Annotated in this window: 22 protein-coding genes; 16 read left to right on the top strand and 6 right to left on the bottom strand. The window is 69.2% G+C overall.

The features are described 5' to 3' along the window. Positions 1-45: 45 nt before the first annotated feature. The 3 genes from C8D87_RS35445 to C8D87_RS35435 are packed head-to-tail and all read right to left on the bottom strand — an operon-like array spanning position 46 to position 4,334. The gene (locus C8D87_RS35445) at positions 46-1,443 is read right to left on the bottom strand and encodes a GntP family permease (RefSeq protein WP_112230158.1); all 1,398 of its coding nucleotides are present in this window, start codon (positions 1,441-1,443) and stop codon (positions 46-48) included. Beyond that, positions 1,440-3,023, bottom strand: a complete 1,584-nt coding sequence (locus tag C8D87_RS35440) for an N-acyl-D-amino-acid deacylase family protein (protein WP_109640918.1) — start codon at positions 3,021-3,023, stop codon at positions 1,440-1,442. The genes C8D87_RS35445 and C8D87_RS35440 overlap by 4 nt, the downstream gene beginning before the upstream one ends. A gap of 30 nt (positions 3,024-3,053) precedes the next feature. Then, a complete protein-coding gene (locus C8D87_RS35435) occupies positions 3,054-4,334 on the bottom strand; it encodes an amino acid deaminase (RefSeq protein WP_411711525.1) in 1,281 nt (426 codons plus the stop codon). A 97-nt stretch (positions 4,335-4,431) separates the two neighbouring features. Here C8D87_RS35435 and C8D87_RS35430 point away from each other — a divergent pair, with 97 nt between their 5' ends. From C8D87_RS35430 to C8D87_RS35390, 9 genes are all read left to right on the top strand, one after another. Beyond that, on the top strand, positions 4,432-5,397 hold the full coding sequence (locus tag C8D87_RS35430; RefSeq protein ID WP_112230154.1) for a sugar kinase: 966 nt from the start codon (positions 4,432-4,434) through the stop codon (positions 5,395-5,397). After that, a complete protein-coding gene (locus tag C8D87_RS35425; protein WP_109640915.1) occupies positions 5,398-6,144 on the top strand; it encodes an IclR family transcriptional regulator in 747 nt (248 codons plus the stop codon). It begins immediately after the preceding gene. Positions 6,145-6,155: 11 nt separating this feature from the next. Then, complete coding sequence (locus tag C8D87_RS35420; RefSeq protein WP_112230152.1) at positions 6,156-6,536, top strand: RidA family protein; 381 nt, start codon at positions 6,156-6,158, stop codon at positions 6,534-6,536. A gap of 252 nt (positions 6,537-6,788) precedes the next feature. Beyond that, positions 6,789-7,235: a hypothetical protein gene (locus C8D87_RS35415; protein ID WP_112230150.1), complete on the top strand. Its 447-nt coding sequence runs from the start codon at positions 6,789-6,791 to the stop codon at positions 7,233-7,235. Then, positions 7,228-8,109, top strand: coding sequence for a Hint domain-containing protein (locus C8D87_RS35410; protein WP_112230148.1), 882 nt, complete (start codon positions 7,228-7,230; stop codon positions 8,107-8,109). Before C8D87_RS35415 ends, C8D87_RS35410 begins: the two co-directional genes overlap by 8 nt. Before the next feature lie 66 nt (positions 8,110-8,175). Further along, a complete protein-coding gene (locus tag C8D87_RS35405; protein ID WP_112230146.1) occupies positions 8,176-8,769 on the top strand; it encodes a hypothetical protein in 594 nt (197 codons plus the stop codon). A 130-nt stretch (positions 8,770-8,899) separates the two neighbouring features. After that, positions 8,900-9,523, top strand: a complete 624-nt coding sequence (locus C8D87_RS35400; RefSeq protein WP_112230144.1) for a hypothetical protein — start codon at positions 8,900-8,902, stop codon at positions 9,521-9,523. A gap of 59 nt (positions 9,524-9,582) precedes the next feature. After that, entirely contained in the window at positions 9,583-10,173 is a 591-nt protein-coding gene (locus tag C8D87_RS35395) for a hypothetical protein (protein WP_112230142.1), read from the top strand. Next, positions 10,170-10,805 carry a hypothetical protein gene (locus tag C8D87_RS35390; protein ID WP_112230140.1) on the top strand — a complete coding sequence of 212 codons (636 nt, stop codon included), beginning with the start codon at positions 10,170-10,172 and terminating at the stop codon, positions 10,803-10,805. Before C8D87_RS35395 ends, C8D87_RS35390 begins: the two co-directional genes overlap by 4 nt. Here C8D87_RS35390 and C8D87_RS35385 read toward each other — a convergent pair. Beyond that, positions 10,799-11,140: a DUF1844 domain-containing protein gene (locus tag C8D87_RS35385; RefSeq protein WP_112230138.1), complete on the bottom strand. Its 342-nt coding sequence runs from the start codon at positions 11,138-11,140 to the stop codon at positions 10,799-10,801. The genes C8D87_RS35390 and C8D87_RS35385 overlap by 7 nt on opposite strands. A gap of 285 nt (positions 11,141-11,425) precedes the next feature. Here C8D87_RS35385 and infC point away from each other — a divergent pair, with 285 nt between their 5' ends. The 5 genes from infC (at position 11,426) to C8D87_RS35360 (ending at position 14,568) form a co-directional block, all read left to right on the top strand. Further along, entirely contained in the window at positions 11,426-12,040 is a 615-nt protein-coding gene (infC, locus tag C8D87_RS35380) for a translation initiation factor IF-3 (protein WP_109640907.1), read from the top strand. 49 nt (positions 12,041-12,089) lie between these two features. Then, positions 12,090-12,284, top strand: a complete 195-nt coding sequence (gene rpmI / locus C8D87_RS35375; protein WP_109640906.1) for a 50S ribosomal protein L35 — start codon at positions 12,090-12,092, stop codon at positions 12,282-12,284. Positions 12,285-12,358: 74 nt separating this feature from the next. After that, entirely contained in the window at positions 12,359-12,748 is a 390-nt protein-coding gene (gene rplT / locus C8D87_RS35370; protein WP_109640905.1) for a 50S ribosomal protein L20, read from the top strand. After that, entirely contained in the window at positions 12,745-13,584 is an 840-nt protein-coding gene (locus C8D87_RS35365; RefSeq protein ID WP_112230537.1) for a TrmH family RNA methyltransferase, read from the top strand. The genes rplT and C8D87_RS35365 overlap by 4 nt, the downstream gene beginning before the upstream one ends. Before the next feature lie 36 nt (positions 13,585-13,620). Continuing rightward, positions 13,621-14,568 (top strand): S41 family peptidase, encoded by a 948-nt coding sequence (locus C8D87_RS35360; RefSeq protein WP_112230535.1) that lies wholly within the window; start codon positions 13,621-13,623, stop codon positions 14,566-14,568. Here the strand turns inward: C8D87_RS35360 and C8D87_RS35355 are convergent. Next, positions 14,565-17,267, bottom strand: a complete 2,703-nt coding sequence (locus C8D87_RS35355; protein WP_112230136.1) for a hypothetical protein — start codon at positions 17,265-17,267, stop codon at positions 14,565-14,567. The two genes, C8D87_RS35360 and C8D87_RS35355, sit on opposite strands and share 4 nt — an antisense overlap. Before the next feature lie 2 nt (positions 17,268-17,269). Then, a complete protein-coding gene (locus C8D87_RS35350; RefSeq protein ID WP_112230533.1) occupies positions 17,270-19,021 on the bottom strand; it encodes an HSP90 family protein in 1,752 nt (583 codons plus the stop codon). 134 nt (positions 19,022-19,155) lie between these two features. Here C8D87_RS35350 and pheS point away from each other — a divergent pair, with 134 nt between their 5' ends. After that, the gene (pheS, locus tag C8D87_RS35345; protein ID WP_109640903.1) at positions 19,156-20,223 is read left to right on the top strand and encodes a phenylalanine--tRNA ligase subunit alpha; all 1,068 of its coding nucleotides are present in this window, start codon (positions 19,156-19,158) and stop codon (positions 20,221-20,223) included. A gap of 4 nt (positions 20,224-20,227) precedes the next feature. Further along, positions 20,228-22,705 carry a phenylalanine--tRNA ligase subunit beta gene (gene pheT, locus C8D87_RS35340; protein ID WP_109640902.1) on the top strand — a complete coding sequence of 826 codons (2,478 nt, stop codon included), beginning with the start codon at positions 20,228-20,230 and terminating at the stop codon, positions 22,703-22,705. Positions 22,706-22,832: the final 127 nt, after the last annotated feature.

The raw sequence follows: 22,832 nt of genomic DNA, 5'->3' as shown, positions 1-22,832 counted from the left end.
GGGGCTCGCGATGTCAAGCGTTCGAACTTGTTGAGTTGTGTCCGATTAGACGACCAGGCTGAGCAGCGCGGCAACCACGAAACCGACCACGGAGAGGATGGTTTCCAGCACCGTCCACGACTGCAGCGTTTCCTTCACCGAAAGGCCGAAGTAGCGGGAGACGATCCAGAACCCGCCGTCGTTGACGTGCGAGGCGATGATCGAACCCGCCGCGATCGCCATGACCACCAGTGCCAGCTGCGGCTGCGAGTAGTTCAGGTCCGCCAGCACCGGTGCCACGATGCCCGCGGTCGTCACGATCGCGACCGTCGCCGAGCCCTGCGCGATCCGGATCACGCAGCTGATCACGTACGACAGCGCGATCACCGGCAGGCCGATGCCGGACAGCTCACCCGCCAGCGTCTTGCCGATGCCGGTCGCGGCCAGCACGGCGCCGAAGAAGCCACCGGCACCCACCACGAGCAGGATCATGGCGACCGGCCGCAGCGACGCGCCGGACAGCTCCGCGATCTTCTCCCGCGTCATGCCGCGCCGGAAACCCAGCAGCCAGAACGCGAGCAGCACCGAGATCGTCAACGCCACCGCGGGCGTGCCGAAGAACGTGGCGATCGCGTACGGCGCGGAGCCCTTCTGCAACAGGATCGAGCCGAACGTGCCGGCGAGGATCAGCACCAGTGGCAGGCCGATGATCGAGAGCACCAGGCCGAGCGACGGCGGCTGGCGGTCACCGTTCTCCTTGCGGGCCTCCTCGGCCGCGACCAGCATCTCCTCCGGCACCGCGACGTTGATCCGCTTGCCGATCCAGTACGAGTACAGGACACCACCGACGAACCACGACGGGATCGCGACCGCGAGACCCATGATGATGATCCAGCCGAGCGACACCTTGAGCAGACCGGCAGCCGCCACCGGACCGGGGTGAGGCGGCATGAACGCGTGCATGACCGAAAGGCCCGCCAGCAAAGGCATGCTGAACAGGACGATCGACTTGCCGCTGCGCTGCGCCGCCACGTACACCAGCGGCGCCAGGACGAAGATGCCGATGTCGAAGAAGACCGGCACACCGAAGATCAGACCGGCCAGGCCGATCGCGACCGGCGCGCGCTTCTCGCCGAACGCGTGCATCAGCTTGTCCATCAGCACCTGCGCGCCGCCGGACGCCTCGAGAATCGCGCCGAGCAACGTGCCGAGACCGATGATGGCGGCGATGTGGCCGAGGATGCCGCCGAAGCCCCTCTCCAGCAACGAGTCCGAGGCCTTCTGCGCCGATCCGACCAACGTCTCGGTCGGCACGCCCGCGGCCAGCGCGACCAGCAGTGCCACCACGATCAACGCGATGAACGGCTCGACCTTGAACTTGATGATGAGGAGCAGCAGCACCGCGATGCTGACCACCGCGAGGGTCAGCAGACCCGGTGTTGTGTGTTGCAACCAGTCGATCACGGGCGGCTCCTGAGTGAATGGCCTGGCAATGCGCCGGTGGCGGTTCCGTCGTCGATCACCGTCACCCCGTTGCAGAACACGTACGGGATGCCGGCGGCCTGCTGCCGAGGCTGGTCGAACGTCGCCGTGTCGGCGATCGTCGAGGCGTCGAACAGCACCAGGTCGGCCGCGTAACCCTCGCGGACCAGACCCCGGTCGGTGAGCCGCAAACGCTTGGCGGCACGGCCGGTGAGGTGCTCGACGCACTCCTCCAGGCTCAGCACGCCCAGCTCGCGGACGTAGCGCGCGAAGTAGCGGGGGAACGTGCCCCACGCGCGCGGGTGCGGGCGGTCGCCGACGAGCAGCCCGTCGCTGCCGCCGGTGTGCGCCGGGTGCTTCATGATCGCCTGCACGTTCTCCTCGTGGCCCACGTGCATGAGGCAGGACGTGCCCAGGCGTTCGTCGACCAGCACGTCGAAGTACAGGTCTGCGGGCGCGCGTCCCAGCCTTTGCGCGGAAGCCCGGACACTCGCGCCGACCAGGTGCGTGTTGTGGTCGTTGCGCACCCCGTTGATCTCGATGGAGTCCCAGTCGACCGGCACGCCGTGGCACCCGTCCGAACCGATCTCCTCGATCTCCTCGCGGATCCGCTCTCGGGTGTCCACATCGGACAACCGGGCCAGCGCCTTCTCCGGTCCACCCTCCGTCGCCCACGACGGCAGCAGCGCGCTCAGGTAGGTCGCACCCGGCAGGTACGGGTAGGTGTCCAGCGAGATGTCCGCGCCGTGAGCGATCGCGTCGTCCAGCAACGCCAGCAGCTCGGGCGCTCTGCCCTTGTTGACGGGAAAGTTCATCGTGGCGTGTGCGAGGTGCAGTGCACAGCCCGAGCGCTTGGAAACGTCCACCATCTCGGCGTACGCCTCCAGCGCGCCCGCGCCGTAGCTGCGGTGGTGGGGGCTGTAGAACCCGCCGTGCTGCCCGACGACCTCGCAGAGTCGCACGAGTTCGGACGTGTCCGCGTACATGCCCGGCGTGTAGGTGAGCCCGGACGACATGCCCATCGCGCCCTCCGCGAGCGACTGCGCGAGAACGGATCTCATGGTGTCCATTTCGGACTCCGTCGGCGGCCGGTCGTCCCAGCCGACGACGAGCATTCTGAGCGTGCCCTGTGGCACCAGGTAGGCGGCGTTCACCGCGATGCCCTGGTCGAGCCGGTCGAGGTACTCGCCGACCGAGCGCCAGTTCCAGTCGAAGCCGGGCGGGTCGTCGTTCCACCCGGCGAGCTGGCCTCGCAGCGTGGCGAGCACCTCGTCGTTCACCGGCGCGTACGACAGCCCGTCCTGGCCGAGGACCTCGGTCGTGACGCCCTGCGAGACCTTGGCCAGGTGGTCCGGCTCGGCCAGGATCCGCAGGTCCGAGTGCGAGTGCATGTCGATGAAACCCGGCGCGAGCACGAGCCCGTCCGCGTCGATCGACCTCCTGCCCGTCAACCCGTGTCCAATGGACGAGATGACGCCGTCCTTGATCGCCACATCCGCGCGGTAGGCGGATGTGCCCGTGCCGTCAGCGATCAGTGGTCCGCGCAGGACGACGTCGTCCATCAGTGCACTCCTCTGCTGGCTCTCTTTTGGCTAGAAGTAGGTGCGGATCAGGTCGACCACGGTCGTGCCCTCGACGACCGGGATGAGCTGCCACTTGTCGAACACCGTGCAGGGGTGGGAAAGACCGAGCCCGACCCAGTCGCCGACCCGGACCGTGGCCTCGGCGCCGAGCGACAGGAACGCGTGCTGGTCGTTCAGCGCGGTCACCTTCGCCTGTGTCAGCGGGGCGATCGCGCCGTCCGGGCGGCGCACCAGCTGTGGTTCCGGCAGGCCCTCGTCGAACGACGCGTCGCGCTTGCCGATCGTCAGCAGCGCCAGGTCGCGCTGCGGCCGTGACGTCACCTGGGCCCACGCACGCAACGCACTGCGGAACGGCTCCACACCTTCGATGCGCGCGAACGGTGAGATCCCGCGGTAGAAGCCGTCGTCGTGCGTGATGTACGCGCCGCTGCGCAGCACCGGCGTCACCGGTACCGGCCACGGCTGCGCCAGCGTCGTGGCGACCTGGTCGAAGTACGCGCTGCCACCCGCGGTGACGATCACCTCGTCCAGCTCGTCGAGCATCCCGGCGTCGGCCATTCGCAGCACCAGCGTGCGCAGGTCGGTCAGGTATCGGTCCACAACGGACTGGGAGGACTCGGACGCGTCGTGCGCCAGCGCGCCTTCGTAGCCGCCGGCACCGGCCAGGCGCAGCACCGGGCTCTGGCCGACCGCGCGGGCGACGGCGAGTGCCGTCTCCAGGTCTCGCGCCCCGGTCCGCCCGCCAGGAGCGCCGAGCTCGACCAGCACGTCGACCGGCCGCGACGGCTGCAGCTCCTGCAACGTCTCGCTCATCAGCGCGACGCCCGCCTCGGAGTCGGCCCAGCAGCTGAACTCGAAGCGCGCGTCGCGGTCCAGCTCGGCCACCAGCCAGCGCAGCGCGGCCGGATCGAGCAGCTGGTTCGCCAGCAGGACGCGCGAGATGCCGAACGCCCGGTAGACGCGCAACTGCGACGCGTTGGCCGCGGTGAGACCCCAGACGCCGTGCTCGACCTGCCGCTGGAACAACTGCGGCGCCATCGTCGTCTTGCCGTGCGGTGCCAGCTTGACTCCGTGGTTGTCACACCACTTCGCCATCGTCGTCAGGTTGTGCGTCAACGCGTCCGCGTCCAGCACGACGAGCGGGCCGACGAACTCGTCGGCGAAGAGGTCCAGCCGCCGGTCGGCGACCTCGCCGATGGTCGAGCCGAACGTGCTCGAGGGCAGGCCCTTGAACCGCCAGCTGATCCGTTCCGACCTGATGTCCGCGACGGCCGAGAGGTCCATCTCCATCAGTTGTTGCATATTTTGCAACTCCCATTGCGCGATGTGATGCTGGAGTGTGTAGCATTCGGGTGCGCCGCCGTCAACGAACACCTCTGGAGCACGCATGCGGTTCGAACACGTAGGCGGTGTCGTTTGCCTCGGCGAGACCATGGTGATGATGGTTCCGGCTGAGCCCGGTCCCGTGCACCTCGTGCGGACCTGGCACCGGGCCATCGGCGGCGCCGAGTCCAACGTCGCCTGCCACCTCACGCGCCTCGGCGTCGGCGCGGCGTGGGTCGGCGCGGTCGGCGACGACTCGTTCGGGCTGGCGGTGCTCGACACGATCGGCGGCTTCGGCGTGGACGTGTCGCGCGTGCGCGTCGACCCGGCCCGCCCGACCGGCCTCTACGTCAAGGAGGCCTCACCGCACGGCAGCCCGGTGCGCTACTACCGGCAGGGCTCCGCTGCGTCGGGCATGGGACTGGAGATGATCGACCGGCTCGACCTCCGCGAGGTGAAGCTGGTGCACGTCAGCGGAATCACGGCCGCCCTGTCCGACTCGTGCCTCGCGATGATGCGCGAGCTGCTGAGGCGGCCGCGGCACGGCTTCAAGATCTCGTTCGACCTGAACTGGCGGCCCGCGCTGTGGGCCGATCGCGATCCGCGCGTGCTGCGGGAGCTCGCGGACCTGGCCGACATCGTCCTCGCGGGTTCCGACGAGGCGGAACTGGTGTGGGGCACCGGTGATCCGGCCCGGCTGCGGATGCTGCTGCCCGGCCCGGCCTCGCTGGTGGTGAAGCACGGGGCCGACGGCGCGACCCTGCTGGAAGGCGGTTCGACGCACTTCGAACCGGCGCTGAAGGTCGAGGTCGTGGAACCGGTCGGCGCGGGTGACGCGTTCGCGGCCGGGTTCCTGGCGGCGACGCTGGCGGGGGAGACGCCGTCGGTGCGGTTGCGCGCGGGGCACCTGCAGGCCGCTGCCGCTTTGCTCACCGCGGAGGACGTCGGCGATCCTTTGCCGGACGACGTGACAGATCCGCTGCTGCGCGCCGACCCGCGGACCTGGGCGTCCGCCCGCCTGGAGGTCTAGATGAGCCAGAGCCTCGACCGCGCGCTCACGCTGGTGAGCCAGCTCGCGACGGGCCCGAAGACGCTGGACGAGCTGTCCGGCGTGATCGGTGTGCACAAGTCGACGACGCTGCGGCTGCTGCGCACGCTGGAGTCGCACCGGTTCGTGCAGCGCGACGGTGTGCACCACTACCGCCTCGGCACGGCGCTCTTCGACCTCGCCAACCGCGCCCTGGAGGAACGCGACGTCCGGCGCGCGGCCGAGCCCGCGTTGCGCGACCTCAACTCCCGCCTGGGTTACACGATCCACCTGGCGTCCTACGAGGACGGTGAGGTGATCTACATCGACAAGTACGAGTCGAGCCACCCGATGCGGATGTACTCACGCATCGGCCGCCGCGCGCCGTTGCACTGCACGGCCGTGGCGAAGATCCTCCTGGCCGACCTGCCCGCGCCGACGTTGCAGAAGCTGCTGGCCGGCATGGAGTTCCCACGGCTCACGGCGAACACCATCATCGGCCCGACCGCCTACCTGGCGGAGCTGGAACGCGTGCGCGCCAACGGTTACGCCGTCGACAACGCCGAGCACGAGGACTTCATCCACTGCATCGCCGCCCCGATCAAGGGTGCGCGGGGCGAGGTGCTCGCCGCGGTCTCGATGTCGGTGCCGAAGGTGCTGCTCGACTTCGACGGGCTGCTGGCCCACCTGCCCGACCTGCTCGCCACCGCCGAAGCTGCCTCCGTCGAGTGCGGTTACGTTCCGAGATAAGGGGAAATCCGTTGTCCAAGGTTGAGATCAAGACTGCCGAGGCACCGCAGCCGGTGGCGAAGTTCTCGCAGGGTGTGCGCAAGGGCAACATCCTGCAGGTCGCCGGTCAGGTCGCGTTCGACCCGAAGTCCGGCGAGATCGTCGGCACCACGGTGGCCGAGCAGACGCGCCAGACCTTCGCGAACCTCAACGCGGTGCTGGCCGCCGGTGGCGCGTCCATCGACGACGTGGTGATGATCCGCGTCTACCTCACCGACACCGCGCACTTCGCGGAGCTGAACGAGGTCTACGGCGAGTTCGTGACGGAGCCGGCGCCCGCCCGCACGACCGTCTACGTGGGACTGCCGGCCGGTCTGCTGGTGGAGATCGACGCGCTGGCCGTCGTCGACTGACCTGTGTTGAACGAGGAAGGCGCGCCCTGAAACCAGGGCGCGCCTTCGTCGTTCGGGGATCGGCTACGGCTGGCAGGCCAGGGCGAACAAGCCGGTCCTGTGCGTCACGCACACGCCGTACGACGCGAGCTGCAGCATCGAGCGCGGTATGCCGGAACCTCCTGTGCACGCGGCAGGACGGCTTCAGACCGCGAGCGGGAGACTTCGCCATATACAGCTCTGAAGGACGCCGCACGCAGAGCTGCGGCCGAAGTGGCGGCCCGCGCGGCCGCCATGGCAGCGATCACCAAGCGTGCCAAGGCAGCCATCGCCTACGCGGCCAAGAACAACCCGCTGCCGCTGCTGCAGGCTGCTCTGAAGCCGCGGATCGCGATCGAGGACCTGGTGTCGTCGGCGCCCAACCTGCCGGCGCGCAAGGTGTCGGCGCTGGCGGAGAACGTCCAGGACGTCAACAAGACGTGGGAGATCATCAAGGCGACGGTGGTGAAGCCGGGTACCTCGGTCATCCAGACGGTGGCGGAGGAAGCGGTCTCGGACTTCGCGAACAGCCAGATTCCTGGGCTTGGGGACGCGTTGTCGTTGCTCGGGTCGAAGAAGAACCGCGGTAACGACGCCGCGAAGGACTCCGGCCGATCGTCGCGCGCTGGTGTCCTGCAACACGAACAGTTTCGACGGTTCGACCACGGTGTTGATGGCTGATGGTTCCCGTAAGCCGATCAAGGACGTCAAGCCTGGTGATCGAGTGATCGCCACTGATCCGACCACGGGCAAGACCTCGATCAAGGTCGTGACGGACCAGCGGGTGCACGAGTCGGAGCGGGAGCTCTACGAGATCTCGGTGCTGACGCTGAAGGGCGTCGGGAAGATCACCGCGACGGATGCGCACCCGTTCCGGGTTTCCTCGCTGCGGGAGTGGAAGCACGCGGAGGACCTGAAGCCCGGGTACCGGTTCACCACGGCGGACAACCGTCCGGCGACGGTGCTGGGGACTCGGTCGTTCTCCAAGGTTCAGCTGGTCTACAACCTGACGGTCGACGGGACTCACACGTACTACGTGGGTGCTGCCGGGCGTGGGCAGAGCGCCGCTGCCGACGTACTGGTCCACAACTGCGGTGATGGCGAGACCGGAACCGAGGGCGATGCGGCCAGCCCGACAAGTCTTTGGGTGCCGGATGAGAACTATTCAGACGCCGCGATTGCGGGGCGTACAGCGGATACCGCTGCACGGGAGCAGTTCTGGACGGTAGAAAAGGATGTCCGCGCGTTGGTGAGCGACCTCGTAAGCAACGACGATTGCCCGCAGCGCAGGGACTCCGACGGCGTGCGTGACTTCAAGAGGGATCAATTCAACCGCAGAGGGGAAAACATCACGCCCATCCGGTACCGGCGCATGCACGGCATGCCGATCTTCTACAACGGGGACGACACCAGCCTCCTTCGTGTTGTCTCCAACCCGAAAACCGGTGAGATGTGGTATACGAGGAACCACAACTACGACAACCTGAAACCTGTTAAATGGGCGACCAGAACGCCTAGGCCGAACTGGCAAGCGTTTGATCCCGTAGGCAACTGACCAGAGGGCCGGTGCGCGCGATCAGTCGGGCACACCGGCCCTTTGTCGACATCATGTTCGGAGATCGTGGAGATGGACGAGATCGGCCTCGCCGAGTCTCTCGCCGTTGCGGGCCTCGACTACGTCGGCTTGGCAGACGCCGACGTCGCGTACGTGCCGCCGACGCTCGCGTCGTTCGGAGGCATCGGTGACACGCTCGTGGTCGCGGTGAAGGTCGGGCCCGACGAGCCGCAGCGGGTGGAGAAGCTGAACGCGGCGTGGCTGCAGATGTGCCTGGACTCCGAGTTCTTCGACGATGACAGACGGTTCCTGCTCGGGGTCAAGATCGAGGATGACGAGGACACCGAGCAGGCCGCGACGTTCTGGTGGGCGAAGGTCGCTCTCATGGAGTCGTGGGACCTCGCCGGTGCGGGTGCGGCGAGTCTGCTCGGGCACGGGTTCGGCCTGCCGTCGTTCGTCATGTTGTCGCTGGACGGAAACCTGGTTCTGCGAGCCTCGCGTGAGCAAGACGATTCCTCGGGTTTATCGCTGATGCGAGATCTGCATCTTGTGCCGGAGCTGCGCAGTCACGGCGAGTGGATGGCAGGCCGGCACCTTTATCCCGAGTTCACGCGCGCGGCTGTCCGCCGCTGGCTCGACGCTCATCAAGTGACCAGCTGACTCGTGCTGAGCGGAATCCAACGCGCGGACCCTGATCGACAGGTGCTTTGCTGATGGCGTGCCTCCACCCAGAGGCACGCCATCACCAGTTTGGAGGAAACGGTTGATATCGGAGAAGGCCAACCTCCGAATGCGAGCAGCACTGCACGCGATCCGCCCCGACGAAGCCCCTCTGCCACCCACCCTGGCCGCCACCGCGACCAAGGGCTGGATCGAGCACGACTCCGGCGCCTACCTCCTGCGCAACCTGTCCAACGGCACCAGTCCGGACGGTGACCTGCAGACCTACGAGGCCGACATCAACAGCCAGGAAATCCCACGCGGCAACGACCTGGCCGAACTGCTGGGCGTGTCACTAGCGTATGCACGCGCGTGCCTCCGACAAGCACAGAAACCGGTGACCGCGCTGTTCTCCATCTCCGAGCCGTACGACGACGTAATTCCGGTAACCACCACCGTGACGTTCTGGGCAGAACGCGGCACACGCCTAGAAGGCTTCGAGGACGACATCCAACCGATGATGCTGCTGAGCACCGCGAAGACCGACTTCCTGTACGCGTGCGACGACGACCACGAGAAGGTCATGACCGACACCGCCAGGGCCCTCACCGCGCAGGGCTTGCCGCGGGACGAGTCGGTGCGCAAGGTCAACGAGTTCTGGGGCGAGCCGAGCCGGCGGTGGGCGTTGCTGTACGGCGGCTGGATCGGGCGGCGGCCGGGCGAGCACTGGGCCAGGCTCATGACTACGGCGTGAGCGTTCTGCTTGACGGGCGACACGGATCCGTTGGTTGTTGTTTGTGAAACCATCGCTCCATGAAGTGGTACGCGGACAGACCTGTCAGGCTCACGCGTCAGCTGATCGCCGACCTCCTCGCCGTCGGGTGGGTGGCCCTGTGGATCTGGGTGGCCACCACCACCCACGACCGGGTCCTCGAACTGAGAGCCCCCGGCGACGGCCTGGTCAACGCGGGCGGCGACATCCGCGACGTCTTCACCAACGCCGCCGACAAAGCCAAAGGTGTCCCGTTCGTCGGCGACGACCTGTCCGGAGCGCTCGGCAACGGCACCAAGGCCGGCGAGTCGCTCATCGGCGCGGGCAACACCCAGATCGGTGTGGTTCAGGACACCGCGTTCTGGCTTGCAACCGCTCTCATCGCGGTGCCCGTCCTGTTTCTGCTCATCACCTGGCTGCCGCTGAGGCTCCGGTACGCCTTCAAAGCCGGCCACACCGCGAGACTCAAGGACATGCCGGACCTGCTTGCCCTGCGAGCGCTTACCAGTCTGAAGCCGAGGGAACTGGCCAAGTTCCCCAGCGACCCCGCGGTCGGATGGCGCACCGGTGACACCGACACCATCGAAGAGCTGGCCAGAAGGCAGCTCGCGGCGCTGGGGGTGCGGGCATGATCGCGCTGGCCGTGATTTCCGCCGTTGTGGCGATGTGCGCGATGGCCGCCGCGTTGTGGCAGGCCCGTGAGGCGAAGAAGGCGCAGGAAGCCGCCAGGAACGCCGAGCAGGCCGCGAACAGGGCGCAGGAAGAGGCGCAGGCCGCGCGCAAGGCCGTCGAGCAGGCCGCGACGAGTGCGCTGCAGGCCAAGACTGCGGCGGAGGAAGCCAGGAAGGAAGCGGCGCAGGGGCAGGAGGCGGCCACGGCGTCGCGGATGCTGGCCGATGAGGCGCAACTCACAGCCCAGCAGGCCACGCAGCAGGTCAACGAGATCACCGAGGCCCTCGCCGCCGAACGGAGCAGGCGAGGCATGCCCACGTTCGCCATCACGCCCGGAGCGCCGGACGAGTTCCGGCTCAGCTACTTCGGCGGGCCCGCCGTCATCGAGCAGCTCACGGTGTCCGTGGTGCCGGGGAGCAGGGTGCTCGGGCTTTCCCAGCACAACGAGCCCCCGGCCGAGCACCTGGAGATCGGGCCGCTCTACAACGGCAGCGCCATCACGTTCAGGGCGGCCACCGGGCAGCGGGCCAGTGCGGTGTTCCAGATCAGGGCAGAGCCCTGGGAGCCCGTCGTGGTGAGAGCGGATCAGTAGACCGGGCCGGTGTACTTCTCGCCGGGACCCTGGCCCGGTTCGTCGGGGACGACGGAGGCCTCGCGGAACGCGCGCTGCACCGACTGCAGGCCGTCCTTCAGCGGTGCGGCGTGCGGGCCGAGGTACTCCGAGGACGCGGTGACCAGGCCGGCCAGGGCGGTGATCAGGCGGCGGGCCTCGTCCAGGTCGCGGCGCGGGGAGTTGTCCGGGTCCGGGTCGGCGAGGCCCAGGCGCTCCGCGGCGGCGGACAGCAGCATCACGGCCGCCCGGCTGATGACCTCGATGCTGGGAACATCGCCCAGGTCACGGATGCTGTCTTCAAGCGGCTCAGTCACGGCACCATTCAAGCAAGCGGACGTCGCGGGCCCGCGATTCGGGGGTTGACAACGGCGTCTGCTACTATTTCCGACGCGACCAGCTCTCGTTAGTGCGAGAGCGGCAAGTGGAGCCCCGCTCCCACCCGCGATCACCGTTTCTTGAGGTGGCCGGGTCCGGTCCTCCTGAACGCCAGGGCACACGGGTGTCCGAGGCCACAGGTTTGCGATCGGTCGGAAGCGGGCCCTGTCGTCATCGACGACGGGGCTCTTGTTTTTGGCGCAAACGAGTCGCAAAGGACGTGAATGACAAGTCCCTCGAACCGAGGTGCTCCCGCGAGCACCGAGCCGCGCATCAACGACCGCATCCGCGTGCCTGAGGTCCGTCTGGTCGGACCGAACGGCGAGCAGGTCGGCATCGTTCGCATCGAGGACGCACTCCGACTCGCGCAGGAATCGGATCTGGACCTCGTCGAGGTCGCCGCGCAGGCTCGACCTCCGGTCTGCAAGCTCATGGACTACGGCAAGTTCAAGTACGAGACCGCTCAGAAGGCTCGTGAATCTCGCCGTAACCAGCAGCTGACGGTCATCAAGGAGCAGAAGCTCCGGCCGAAGATCGACCCGCACGACTATCAGACGAAGAAGGGCCACGTGGCCCGCTTCCTCTCGCACGGGAACAAGGTCAAGGTGACCATCATGTTCCGCGGTCGAGAGCAGTCGCGCCCCGAGCTCGGCTACCGGTTGCTGCAGAAGCTGGCGGAGGACGTCGCGGAGCTGGGCTTCGTCGAGTCCAACCCCAAGCAGGACGGCCGCAACATGATCATGGTGTTGGCGCCGCACAAGAACATCAAGGCGCGTCCGGTCAAGCAGGACCAGGACGACGTCGTCCAGGGGGACGACGCCGCCGAAGCCGCCGAATAGGACGCATGCCCGCCCCCGACCCGGTGGGTAGCACGAGACGAGGACGGAAATGCCGAAGAACAAGACGCACAGCGGGACCTCGAAGCGTTTCAAGGTCACCGGTAGCGGCAAGATCGTCCGGGAGAAGGCCGGCAAGCGCCACATCCTGGAGAAGAAGTCGAGCCGCGTCACCCGTCGCATGAGCGGCACCGCGGTCGTGTCGGAGAACGACGCGCCGCGCATCAAGAAGCTGCTCGGTCTCTGACCCGCTTCGACACCCCTTAGCAACTCGGGGGAGGGCCCCGACCCCTCCCCCCATGAGATCGACAGGATGGACCCGTGGCACGCGTCAAGCGGGCTGTGAATGCCCAGAAGAAGCGTCGTACCACCCTTGAGCTGGCGAGCGGTTACCGCGGCCAGCGCTCGAGGCTGTACCGCAAGGCCAAGGAGCAGGTGCTCCACTCGCTCAACTACGCGTACCGCGACCGCCGCGCGCGCAAGGGTGACTTCCGCAAGCTGTGGATCCAGCGCATCAACGCCGCTGCCCGCGCGAACGGCATGACCTACAACCGTCTCATCCAGGGCCTGCGGCTCGGAGGCGTCGAGGTCGACCGCAAGATCCTCGCGGACCTCGCCGTCACCGACGCCACCGCCTTCGCGGCCCTCGTCGAGATCGCCCGCAAGGCGCTCCCGGCCGACGTGAACGCCCCGGCCGAGGACAAGGCCTGAGCCAGCACGCACGCGGACAACGACCCGAGGCAGCTCCGTTCACCGAACGGACACCTCGGGTCGTTGCTGCTCGCCACCTGACCCGCCGCCAGGGCCGTGACAAGGCAGGCCGCTTCCTCGTCGAGGGCGCCCAGGCCGTGCGAGAGGCACTCGCCTGGAAGAACGGTCAGGTCCACGAACTCTTCGTCACGGCGATGGCCGCGGAACGCAACCCCGAGCTGCTCCAGAGCGCCGCGCAGGCGGGCATCCGGATCAGCGAGGTCACCGACAAGGCCGCCGCGTCGCTGTCGGAAACCGTGACGCCCCAAGGCCTTGTCGCGGCCTGCGACGCCGTGCCGCAGCCGCTGGACACCGCGCTGCAGGGCACACCCCGCCTCGTCGCCGTGCTCCACGGCGTCTCCGATCCCGGCAACGCGGGCACCGTCACGCGCGTGGCGGACGCGGCCGGTGCCGACGCGGTGATCTTCGCCGGTGACACCGTCGACCCGCACAACGGCAAGTGCGTGCGCGCCTCCACGGGCTCGCTCTTCCACCTGCCGATCGCGCGTTCCCGTGACGCCGCAGAGGTTTTCGCCGCCTGCCGCGCCGCCGGTCTCCGTCTCGTCGCCGCCGACGGCTACGCCGGGACCGACCTCGTCGAGGCCTCGGTCAGGGGTGAGCTGGCCCAGCCCACCGCGTGGGTGTTCGGCAGCGAGGCCCACGGCCTGCCCGACGACGTCGTCGCCTCCCTCGACACCTCGCTCAAGGTGCCGCTGTACGGCGCCGCCGAAAGCCTCAACCTCGCGACGGCCGCCGCGGTGTGCCTCTATGCCTCCGCCCGCGACCAACGGAATTGAGCTGACGCGAGCCGGGTGCGCGGCTACTGTGCGCCCGTGCGCGAATCAGAGGTCGAACTCCTGTGCTCCCAGCTGGCTTCCTACTACGTTTTCCCGGACGTCGCCGAGGACATCACCAAGGTCCTGCGGGCCAGGCTGGCAGAGGGCGCTTACTCCGATGTGGACGATGAGGGGTTCGCCGAGCGCGTCACCGCCGACCTCCAGTCGGTCAACGGCGACAAGCACCTCCGCCTGCTGTACAGCCACGACGAGGTGCCGGAGACCGGTCAGGAGTCGGCCTGGGACCCGGTGGCCTACCGCAGAGAAGCCGAGCTCGACGCGTTCGGCATCACCAAGGTCGAGCGGCTCAAGGGCAACGTCGGCCTGCTGAACCTCCGGCTGCTGCACGACGCTGAGATCGCCACGCCGGCCGTCACCGCGGCCATGAACCTGATCGCCCACACCGACGCGCTGATCATCGACCTGCGCGACAACGGCGGCGGTGACCCCAACACCGTGGCCCTGATCTGCAGCTACCTGTTCGACGAGCGCGTGCACCTCAACGACATCTACAACCGCCCGGACGACACCACCGAGCAGTACTGGACGCTGCCGCACGTTCCCGGCCCCAGGTTCGGCGGCGAGAAGCCGATCTTCGTGCTCACCAGCAACCGCACGTTCTCCGGCGCGGAAGAGCTGAGCTACAACCTGCAGCAGAACAAGCGCGCCACCCTCATCGGCGAGACCACCAGGGGCGGTGCCCACCCCGGCGACCGCTATCGGGTCGGCCCGCACCTCAAGTCGTCGATCCCCAACGGCCGCGCGATCAACCCGATCTCCGGCACGAACTGGGAAGCCGTCGGCGTCGTCCCGCACGTCGAGGTACCCGCGGACGAGGCGTTCGACGTCGCCTACAAGAAAGCACTGGAACACGTGCTGACGCTCGGCCACGACGGCCCCCGCCGCACGATCGCGGAGGCCGCCGAAGCAGTCCTGAACGGCTAGCCCAGCCTGGCTGTCAGCTCACGCACCAGCGGATCCGTTCCGGACGCCTTCTTCTGGCGCTGCAACGCCTCCGACAGCACCGACAGCACGTTCCCGACCTGGCTGTCGTCGGGCAGCAGCGATGCCGCCCGGCGCGCCTCGGCCTCCGCGCCCTCGGGGTCGTCGGCGTTCAGCAGCACGTGCGCCGCCCGCAGCACGACGAACACCCGCCAGCCCTCGTCGCCCAGCGACACCACCAGCGCCTCGGCGTCCCGGTAGTGCTTCATCGCCAGCGCGAACTCACCGGCCTGGCCGTGCACCCACGCGCGGATCGCGACGATCTCCGCCTGCCGCCGCGTGACCTCCGTCGGGTCGTCGAGCGCCGGCAGCAGCGCCTCGGCCTCGTCGACGGCGGCACGGGTCTCGACGATGTCGTCGTCCGGCAGGTTCGAGGCCAGCTCGACCAGCGAGCCGATCGCCTCCGAGACGTTGCCTTCCTGCTGCCACAACGCGGCCGCCGCACGCCAGGAAGCCGTGGCCTCGTCGTGCTTGTTCATCCGGCCCTGCACGGAGGCGAGCGCGTCCAGCAGGAACGCCCGGCGCGCCACCTCCTCCGGCGGCAGCAGTTCGGACGCCTCGCGCAGGTACCGCTCGGCCGCCGGGAGCTCACCCAGCTTGCGGCACACCTGCCCGAGCCGGAACACCACCTGCAGCCGCAGGTCCTCCTGGCCGTCCTGCAGCAGCCGCAACGACTCCTCGAGCACCTCGGCGGCCTCGACGAACCTGTCCGTCTGCACGTACCCGCCGCTCAGCGCGAAGCAGAAGTGCGCGGTGTGGCCGGGGGAGAGGTGCACGCGCGAGATCGCCACGGCCTCGCGCAGGTCGGACAGGCACGCGGCCTCCTGGTCCAGCTCCTGGATGGCGGCGACCTGGTACCAGCGCGCCTCGGCGGCTTCCGGGAGCGGGAACGCCGACACGAACTCGCGCGCCGTCGCCATCGCCTCTGCCACGCGACCTTGCACCGTCTCCAGCCGCAATCGCAGCCGGAAGCCCTCGAACCGCGCGCTCGGCGGCAGCTCACCGGCCATGGCCGCCACGACGCCGGCGTAGGCGCCTTCGAGATCCTGTTGCCGCGCCCGGTGTTCCGCCGCCTCGACCAGGACCCGGCCGCGCAGCTCCGGAACGTCCAGAGAGGACGCCAAAGCCAGCATCTCCGAAGCCCGCTCGTGCGCGTGCGCGTCGTCGAGCAACTCGGCCAGCGTCAGCGCCGCGACCGACCGCGTGAAGTCGGACTCGGCCTCGGCCAGGCACCGCTCGGCGAGCTCCAGGCCGCCTTCCAGCCCGATCGCCATCCGCGCCTGGTACCGCAGCGCGTAGTCGTGCGGCAGCTGGGTCAGCAGCTCCTCGAACACCGCGGGATCGAACGGCACCAGCCCCGTCGTCATCCGCCGGATGCCCGCGTGCGCCGCGAGATCGGGCGGCAGCAACGAGTCCATGTCCGCCGGCAGCGAGTCGAGCATCCGCCGCGCCCGCACGAAGTCACCCTGCTCGTACAGCGTCACCATCGTCTCGGCGATCTCCACCGGATCGCCGGACACGACCGGCTCGTCGGCGGGCACGGCCACCGGCGCGGACGGGACCGCCAGCTCGACGTGCGGATAAGCGGCCTGCTCCAACGCCTTCGTCACCCGGTCGAGCCACGCCGTCGTGCCGTTGCGGGCGTCGAACGCCTTGGCCAGCTCCACCGCCCGCGCCGACAGCCGGTCGAGCAACGCGGCAGCCGTCAGCGTGCCGACGGACGGCACCTCGAACACCGTGTCCGCGGCAATCCGTTGCAGCAGCACGGAAGCGCACTCGGCGAACGACATCTCGTCGGCCGGCAGCTGCGCCGCGGTCACCTTGTGCAGCGACCGGCGCAGGATGTCCTCGCCGCGGGCGATGTTGCCCGTCAACGCGCAGAACCGGATGTGCTCGTGCACGTACGACGTGATCTCGTCGTCCTTGATCAACCGGTACGCGGTCGTGTGCGCGTGCGCCGCCCGTTCGGCGTCACCGATCTCCAGCAACGGCCACAGCAGCGCCGTGAGAATTCCCTGCGGCTGCGTGGAACAGTTCGTGTTGCCGGACAAGCCTTCCCAGCCGTGCGCGGCGGCCTCCTGGTGCCGCCCCAGCCGCGCCAGCATCCAGACCTGCTCCTCGACCACGCACGCGTCGCAGTCCGCCATCGGGCCGGACTCGGTGGCCAGGTACTTCCCGAGGTGCTCGGCCAGTCCCGTCAGGTCACCGACGTGGTAGGCGAGCTCGGCGCGCGCACCGTGCACCGGCTGCACCGAGAACCCGAGCCGCCCGTAGCGGTCGGCGAGCTGCCCGATCACGGCCTCCAGCTGCTCCAGCGAGAACCGCGGGTCCCGCCGCAGCCCGGTCGCGATCCACTTGTGCGACCAGTTCAGCGAGTGGATCTCGTAGTCGTTGAACGCCTCCGGATCCTTCTCCTCGGCGGCACGGGCCCACGCGAACGGCGCGAGCATCAGGTCGTAGCGCGAGAGGTAGTAGGCGGAGTCGATCAACGCGATCCGGCACGACACCCCGAGCGGCAGGTGCCCGAGCGCGTCGGACATCCGCGCGGCACGTTCCAGCGCCTCGTGCTTCGGCATGCCCGTGGGCATGTTGTACGCCTCCAGGAACGCGCTTTCGGCGTCCTCGGCGGTGAAGTCGGTCATGGTCATCTACCCCCAACGGCGCGGTCCAGCAGTTCCAGGAACGAACGGTTGAGCGCCGCCGTGTCCTTCGGTCGCATCGCCCGCCGCGCTTGAAGAACGGCGTGCACGTACAGAGACTCCAACGTCAGTTCCACCAGCGCCGGGTCGGTCAACCGCGCGAGCCGCTGCACGAGCGGGTTGCGGCAGTTCAGCACCAGCTGCTCCGGCCGCGCGGAACCGGACTCCGCCGTGAGCTGTCCCAGCAGCTCCGCCCACAACGGATCGGTGACCTCCTCCGCGGTCTGCTCGGTGTCGAGCTTGCGCTGCTGCTCGGCGTTGCTGATCAGCAGGGCCGGCAGCGAGACCGGGTCGAAGTCGCGGATCACCGCGTCGCAGTCGTGCCGGTCCAGTGCCACCGCGCCCTCGGACAGCCGCAGCCGCAACGCCGTCTCGATGCCCGGTTCCGGATCGGCCAGCGCCGCCAGCAGCTCGGAAGGCGCCACCCGGCGCGCGACGGCCGGTCCGTCCAGCGCGCTCAGGCGGTTCAGCAGTTCCAGGTCGTAGGCGTAGCCGGCGTTCACGAGGCCCAGCCCCTGCGCGGCCGCGACCGGCGCGAGCTGGTGGAACTCGTCGACGTCCGGGATGTAGAGGATCGCGCCGTGCTTGCGTCTGAACTGCCGCAACGGGATCGGGCCGTCCGTCGTCTCGAACGGCAGCCAGCGCTCGACCAGCCGCAGCATCTCGTCGTCCGACCGCGCCAGCGACTTGATCCCCAGGTGGTGCGCGGCCAGCAGCTCACCGGCGCGGCGCGGCTCGATCGCGTCCAGCCTGATCAGCCAGTCGCGGATCTGCTCGCCCAGCTCCTCGCGCACCGCCAGCAGCATCTCGTCCTGGTACAGCGACTCGCGCGACGCCGTCGGCCGGATCGCGGACGCGTCGACCACGCACCGCACGAAGTAGGCCCAGTCCGGCAGCAGGCCCTCGACGTTGTCGCCGACCAGCATCCGCTTCAGGTAGACCCGGTGCGTCTGCCGCGTGCCCGGATGCACCCCGGACGGCAGCACGAACGCGACACCGGTCAGCCCGGCCGCCTCGACGTCGATCGGGATCGCCTCGAACGGCGTGAACCCGAAGATCTGCTCGCAGTACGACGACAGGTCCGCGTCCTCGTCGTCCCACGGCCGTTCGCCGCGGGTCACGACGGAGCCGTCCAGCGTCACGGCGGCCGGGAGCAGATCGCCGTAGTCGCTCACCAGCGGCCGCACCACGTCCGCTTCGAGCCAGTGCTCGTTGCCGTGCGACGCCGTCAGCAGCACCGTCGTGCCGACCGGCACGTCGTCGTCCACCGCGGAAACCGTGTAGTTGCCCGAGGAATCCGCTTGCCAGCGCACGGCGGAACCACCGCGGGCGGACCGGGTGATGACCGTCACTGAAGAAGCGACGAGGAAGCACGACAGCATGCCGACGCCGAACTGGCCGAGGAACCCGGTGCGCGCGAACCCCAGGTCATCGCGCTTCGAGGTGCGGCCGAGCGTCGACAGCAGCTCGTGCACCTCGTCCTCGGTGAGGCCCACGCCGGTGTCGGTGATCCGGAGCTCCGCGCCGCAGGTGATCGAGACCTCGGCGGGGCAGGACGGGTCGAGCTCACGCCGCGCCGTGATCGCGTCGACGGCGTTCTGCAGCAGTTCACGCACGTAGACGCGGGGGCTGCTGTACAGGTGATGGCTGAGCAGGTCGATGATGCCGCGCAGGTCGACGCGGAAGGTGTGCGACATGATGCCGCCCATCCTAGGGACGCACCAGGGGCCGGTGCCGCTCTTTAATGGAACGTCCGGGAGCGGTCAAGAGCGCACCCACTAGGATCGGGGAGTTGATTTCCGAAGTCCGCGACGGGAGCTGTCCACCAACCATGTCCGGAGCCAACGACCCGTACGACCCCAAGGAGGTCGCGGCGCTGTCGGCCGAGAACCTCGACGCGGCCGTGCAGAAGGCGCGCGAGGCGTTCGCCGGAGCGGCCGACCTGGAGGCACTGGCGGCGGTCAAGCCGGGCCACCTGGGTGACCGGTCGCCCGTGCTGCTGGCCCGCCGCGAGATCGGTGCACTGCCTCCGAAGGCGAAGGCCGAGGCCGGCAAGCGGGTGAACGAGGCGCAGTCCGCGATCAGGACGGCGTTCGACGAGCGCCACGCCGTGCTCCAGGTCGAGCGCGACGAGCGGGTGCTGCGCGAGGAGTCCGTCGACGTCACGCTGCCCTGGGACCGTTTCCCGCGCGGCGCGCGCCACCCGATCACGACGCTCGCCGAGCGCATCGGAGACGTCTTCGTGGCCATGGGCTACGAGATCGCCGAGGGCCCCGAGCTCGAGACCGAGTGGTTCAACTTCGACGCGCTGAACTTCGGCAAGGACCACCCCGCCCGGTCGATGCAGGACACCTTCTACATCGCGCCGAACGACAGCAGCCTGGTCCTGCGCACGCACACCTCGCCCGTGCAGGCCCGCACGCTGCTGGACCGCGAGCTCCCGGTGTACGTGGTGTGCCCCGGCCGCACGTTCCGCACCGACGAGCTCGACGCGACCCACACCCCGGTGTTCCACCAGGTCGAGGGCCTCGCGGTCGACAAGGGCCTGACCATGGGCCACCTCAAGGGCACGCTCGACGCGTTCGCGCGCGCCATGTTCGGCGAGGACTCCAAGACGCGCCTGCGCCCGAGCTTCTTCCCCTTCACCGAGCCGTCGGCGGAGGTCGACGTGTGGTTCCCGGAGAAGAAGGGCGGCGCCGGCTGGGTCGAGTGGGGCGGCTGCGGCATGGTCAACCCCAACGTGCTGCGCGCCACCGGCGTCGACCCGGACGTCTACTCCGGCTTCGCGTTCGGCATGGGCCTCGAGCGCACGCTGCAGTTCCGCAACGGACTGCCCGACATGCGCGACATGGTCGAGGGCGACGTCCGCTTCACCCAGCCATTCGGAACGGAGGCCTGATCCGGTGCGCATCCCGGTCAGCTGGCTGGTCGAACACATCGGTTTCGACGAAGTCCCCACGCCCGACGAGCTCGCCGAGGCGTTCACGCGCATCGGCATCGAGGTCGAGGAGGTGAGCCCGCTCGGTCCCGTGACCGGCCCGATCGTCGCCGGCCGCGTCGTCGAGATCGAGGAGCTCACCGAGTTCAAGAAGCCGATCCGCTACTGCCGGGTCGAGGTCGGCCCCGAGCAGGTCAACAACATCATCTGCGGCGCCACGAACTTCGTCGAGGGCGACTCGGTCGTCGTCGCGCTGCCCGGCGCAGTCCTGCCCGGCGACTTCACGATCGCCGAGCGCAAGACGTACGGCCGCGTGTCGCAGGGCATGATCTGCGCCGCGGACGAGCTCGGCATCGGCGACGACCACTCCGGCATCCTCGTGCTGCCCACCGGCACCGCGCAGCCCGGCGACGACGCGCTGGAGCTGCTCGGCCTGGGCGACACGGTCATCGAGGTCGCGCCGACCCCCGACCGCGGCTACGCGTTCTCGGTCCGCGGCCTGGCCCGCGAGATCGCCTGCGCGCTCGACGTGCCGTTCGGCGACCCCGGTGTCGTCGAGATCCCCGAGGCCGAGGGCGAGGTGTGGCCCGTCCACATCGAGGACCGCACCGGCTGCTCGCGGTTCGTCGCGCGCCGGGTCACCGGTGTCGACCCCACCGCGCCCACGCCGTGGTGGATGCGCCGCCGCCTGATGCTCGCCGGCATGCGTTCGATCTCGCTGCCGGTCGACGTCACGAACTACGTGATGCTCGAACTGGGCCAGCCGCTGCACGCGTTCGACGCGGCCGCCCTGTCCGGCGCGCTGACCGTCCGGCGTGCCGCAGCCGGCGAGAAGCTGACGACGCTGGACGACGCGGTGCGCGCGCTCGACCCGGACGACATCGTGATCGCCGACGACTCCGGCGTGATCTCGCTCGCCGGTGTCATGGGTGGTGCGTCCACGGAGGTCCGCGACAACTCGTCGGACATCCTGCTGGAGGCCGCGAACTGGGACCCGGCGTCCATCGCGCGCACGGTCCGCCGCCACAAGCTGCCGTCCGAGGCCGCCAAGCGCTTCGAGCGCACCGTCGACCCGGCACTGGCACCCGTGGCGCTGGAGCGGGCCGCGAAGCTGCTCAACCACTACGCCGAGGGCCAGATCAAGCCAGGTCGCACCGACGTGGGCGTGCCCGCGCTGCCCGAGCCGGTGTCGATGCCGATCGACCTGCCGGACCGCGTCGCCGGTGTCCGCTACGCGCGTGGCGTCACGGCTCGCCGCCTGGGCCAGATCGGCTGCCAGGTCGCGGTGACCACGTCCGACGACGGCCAGACGATCGTCACGGCCGTGCCGCCGACGTGGCGTGCCGACCTCGTGCAGCCCGCCGACCTGGTCGAGGAGGTGCTGCGGCTGGAGGGTTACGACACGATCCCGTCCACGCTGCCGCCCGCTCCCGCCGGTCGTGGCCTGACCGAGCAGCAGCGCCGCCGCCGCACGGTGTGGCGCACGCTGGCCGAGGACGGTTTCGTCGAGGTGAAGCCGTTCCCGTTCATCGACCCGTCGGTGTTCGACGCGTTCGGTCTGTCGTCAGACGACGTCCGTCGCAACACGGTCGGTGTGCTGAACCCGTTGGAGGCGGACAAGAACGTCCTCGCCACCACGCTGCTGCCCGGCCTGCTGGAGACCCTCCAGCGCAACCTGGCCCGCGGTGCCCGCGACGTCGCGCTGTACAACATCGCGCAGGTGACTTTGCCGCGCGCGCAACAGGTTCCGGTGCCCGCGCTGGGTGTCGACCGCCGCCCGACCGAGGCCGAGGTGGCCTCGATGCTCGCCGCTCTGCCGCAGCAGCCGCTGCACGTCGCGGGTGTGCTCACGGGTCACCGCGAGCTCGCCGGCTGGTGGGGCAAGGGCCGCATGGCCGAGTGGTCGGACGCCGTCGAGGCGGCCCGGCGCGTCGGGCAGGCGTACGGCGTGACGTTGCGCGTCGTGGCTTCGGACCTGCTGCCGTGGCACCCCGGCCGTTGTGCGGAGCTGCGCGTCGGCGACTGGCCCGTGGGCCACGCCGGCGAGCTGCACCCGAAGGTGGTCGAGGCGCTGGGCCTGCCCAAGCGCACCGTGGCGTTCGAGCTCGACCTCGACGCCCTGCCGCTGGACGACCACCGCCCGGCGCCGACGGTGTCGCCGTACCCGCCGGTGCTGCTGGACGTCGCGCTCGTCGTCGACGCGTCCGTGCCGGTGCAGTCGGTGTCCGAGGTGCTCGGCGCGTCAGCGGGCGATCTGCTGGAGGACATCCGCCTGTTCGACGTCTACACGGGCGAGCAGGTGGGCGAGGGCAAGAAGTCGCTCGCGTACTCCTTGCGCTTCCGCGCGCCGGACCGCACGCTGACGGTGGAAGAAGCGACGAGTGCTCGCGATGCGGCCGTCGCGGCCGCCGGCGAGCGTTTGGGTGCGGCTCTCCGCGCCTGAGCGGTTACTCCGGGTGAGGCCCGAGATTCTCTGAGGATCTCGGGCCTCTCCGCGTCATCAGGGCTCTGACCTGTGTTCCGCAGGAGAGACCGTCACGATCACGCTGCCGAACTCGCCGGTGATCACG

The sequence above is a fragment of the Lentzea atacamensis genome (assembly GCF_003269295.1).
Taxonomy (GTDB): domain Bacteria; phylum Actinomycetota; class Actinomycetes; order Mycobacteriales; family Pseudonocardiaceae; genus Lentzea; species Lentzea atacamensis.
Note: the sequence above shows the minus strand (reverse complement) of the source record. Positions and strands in the feature narration are given on the sequence as shown.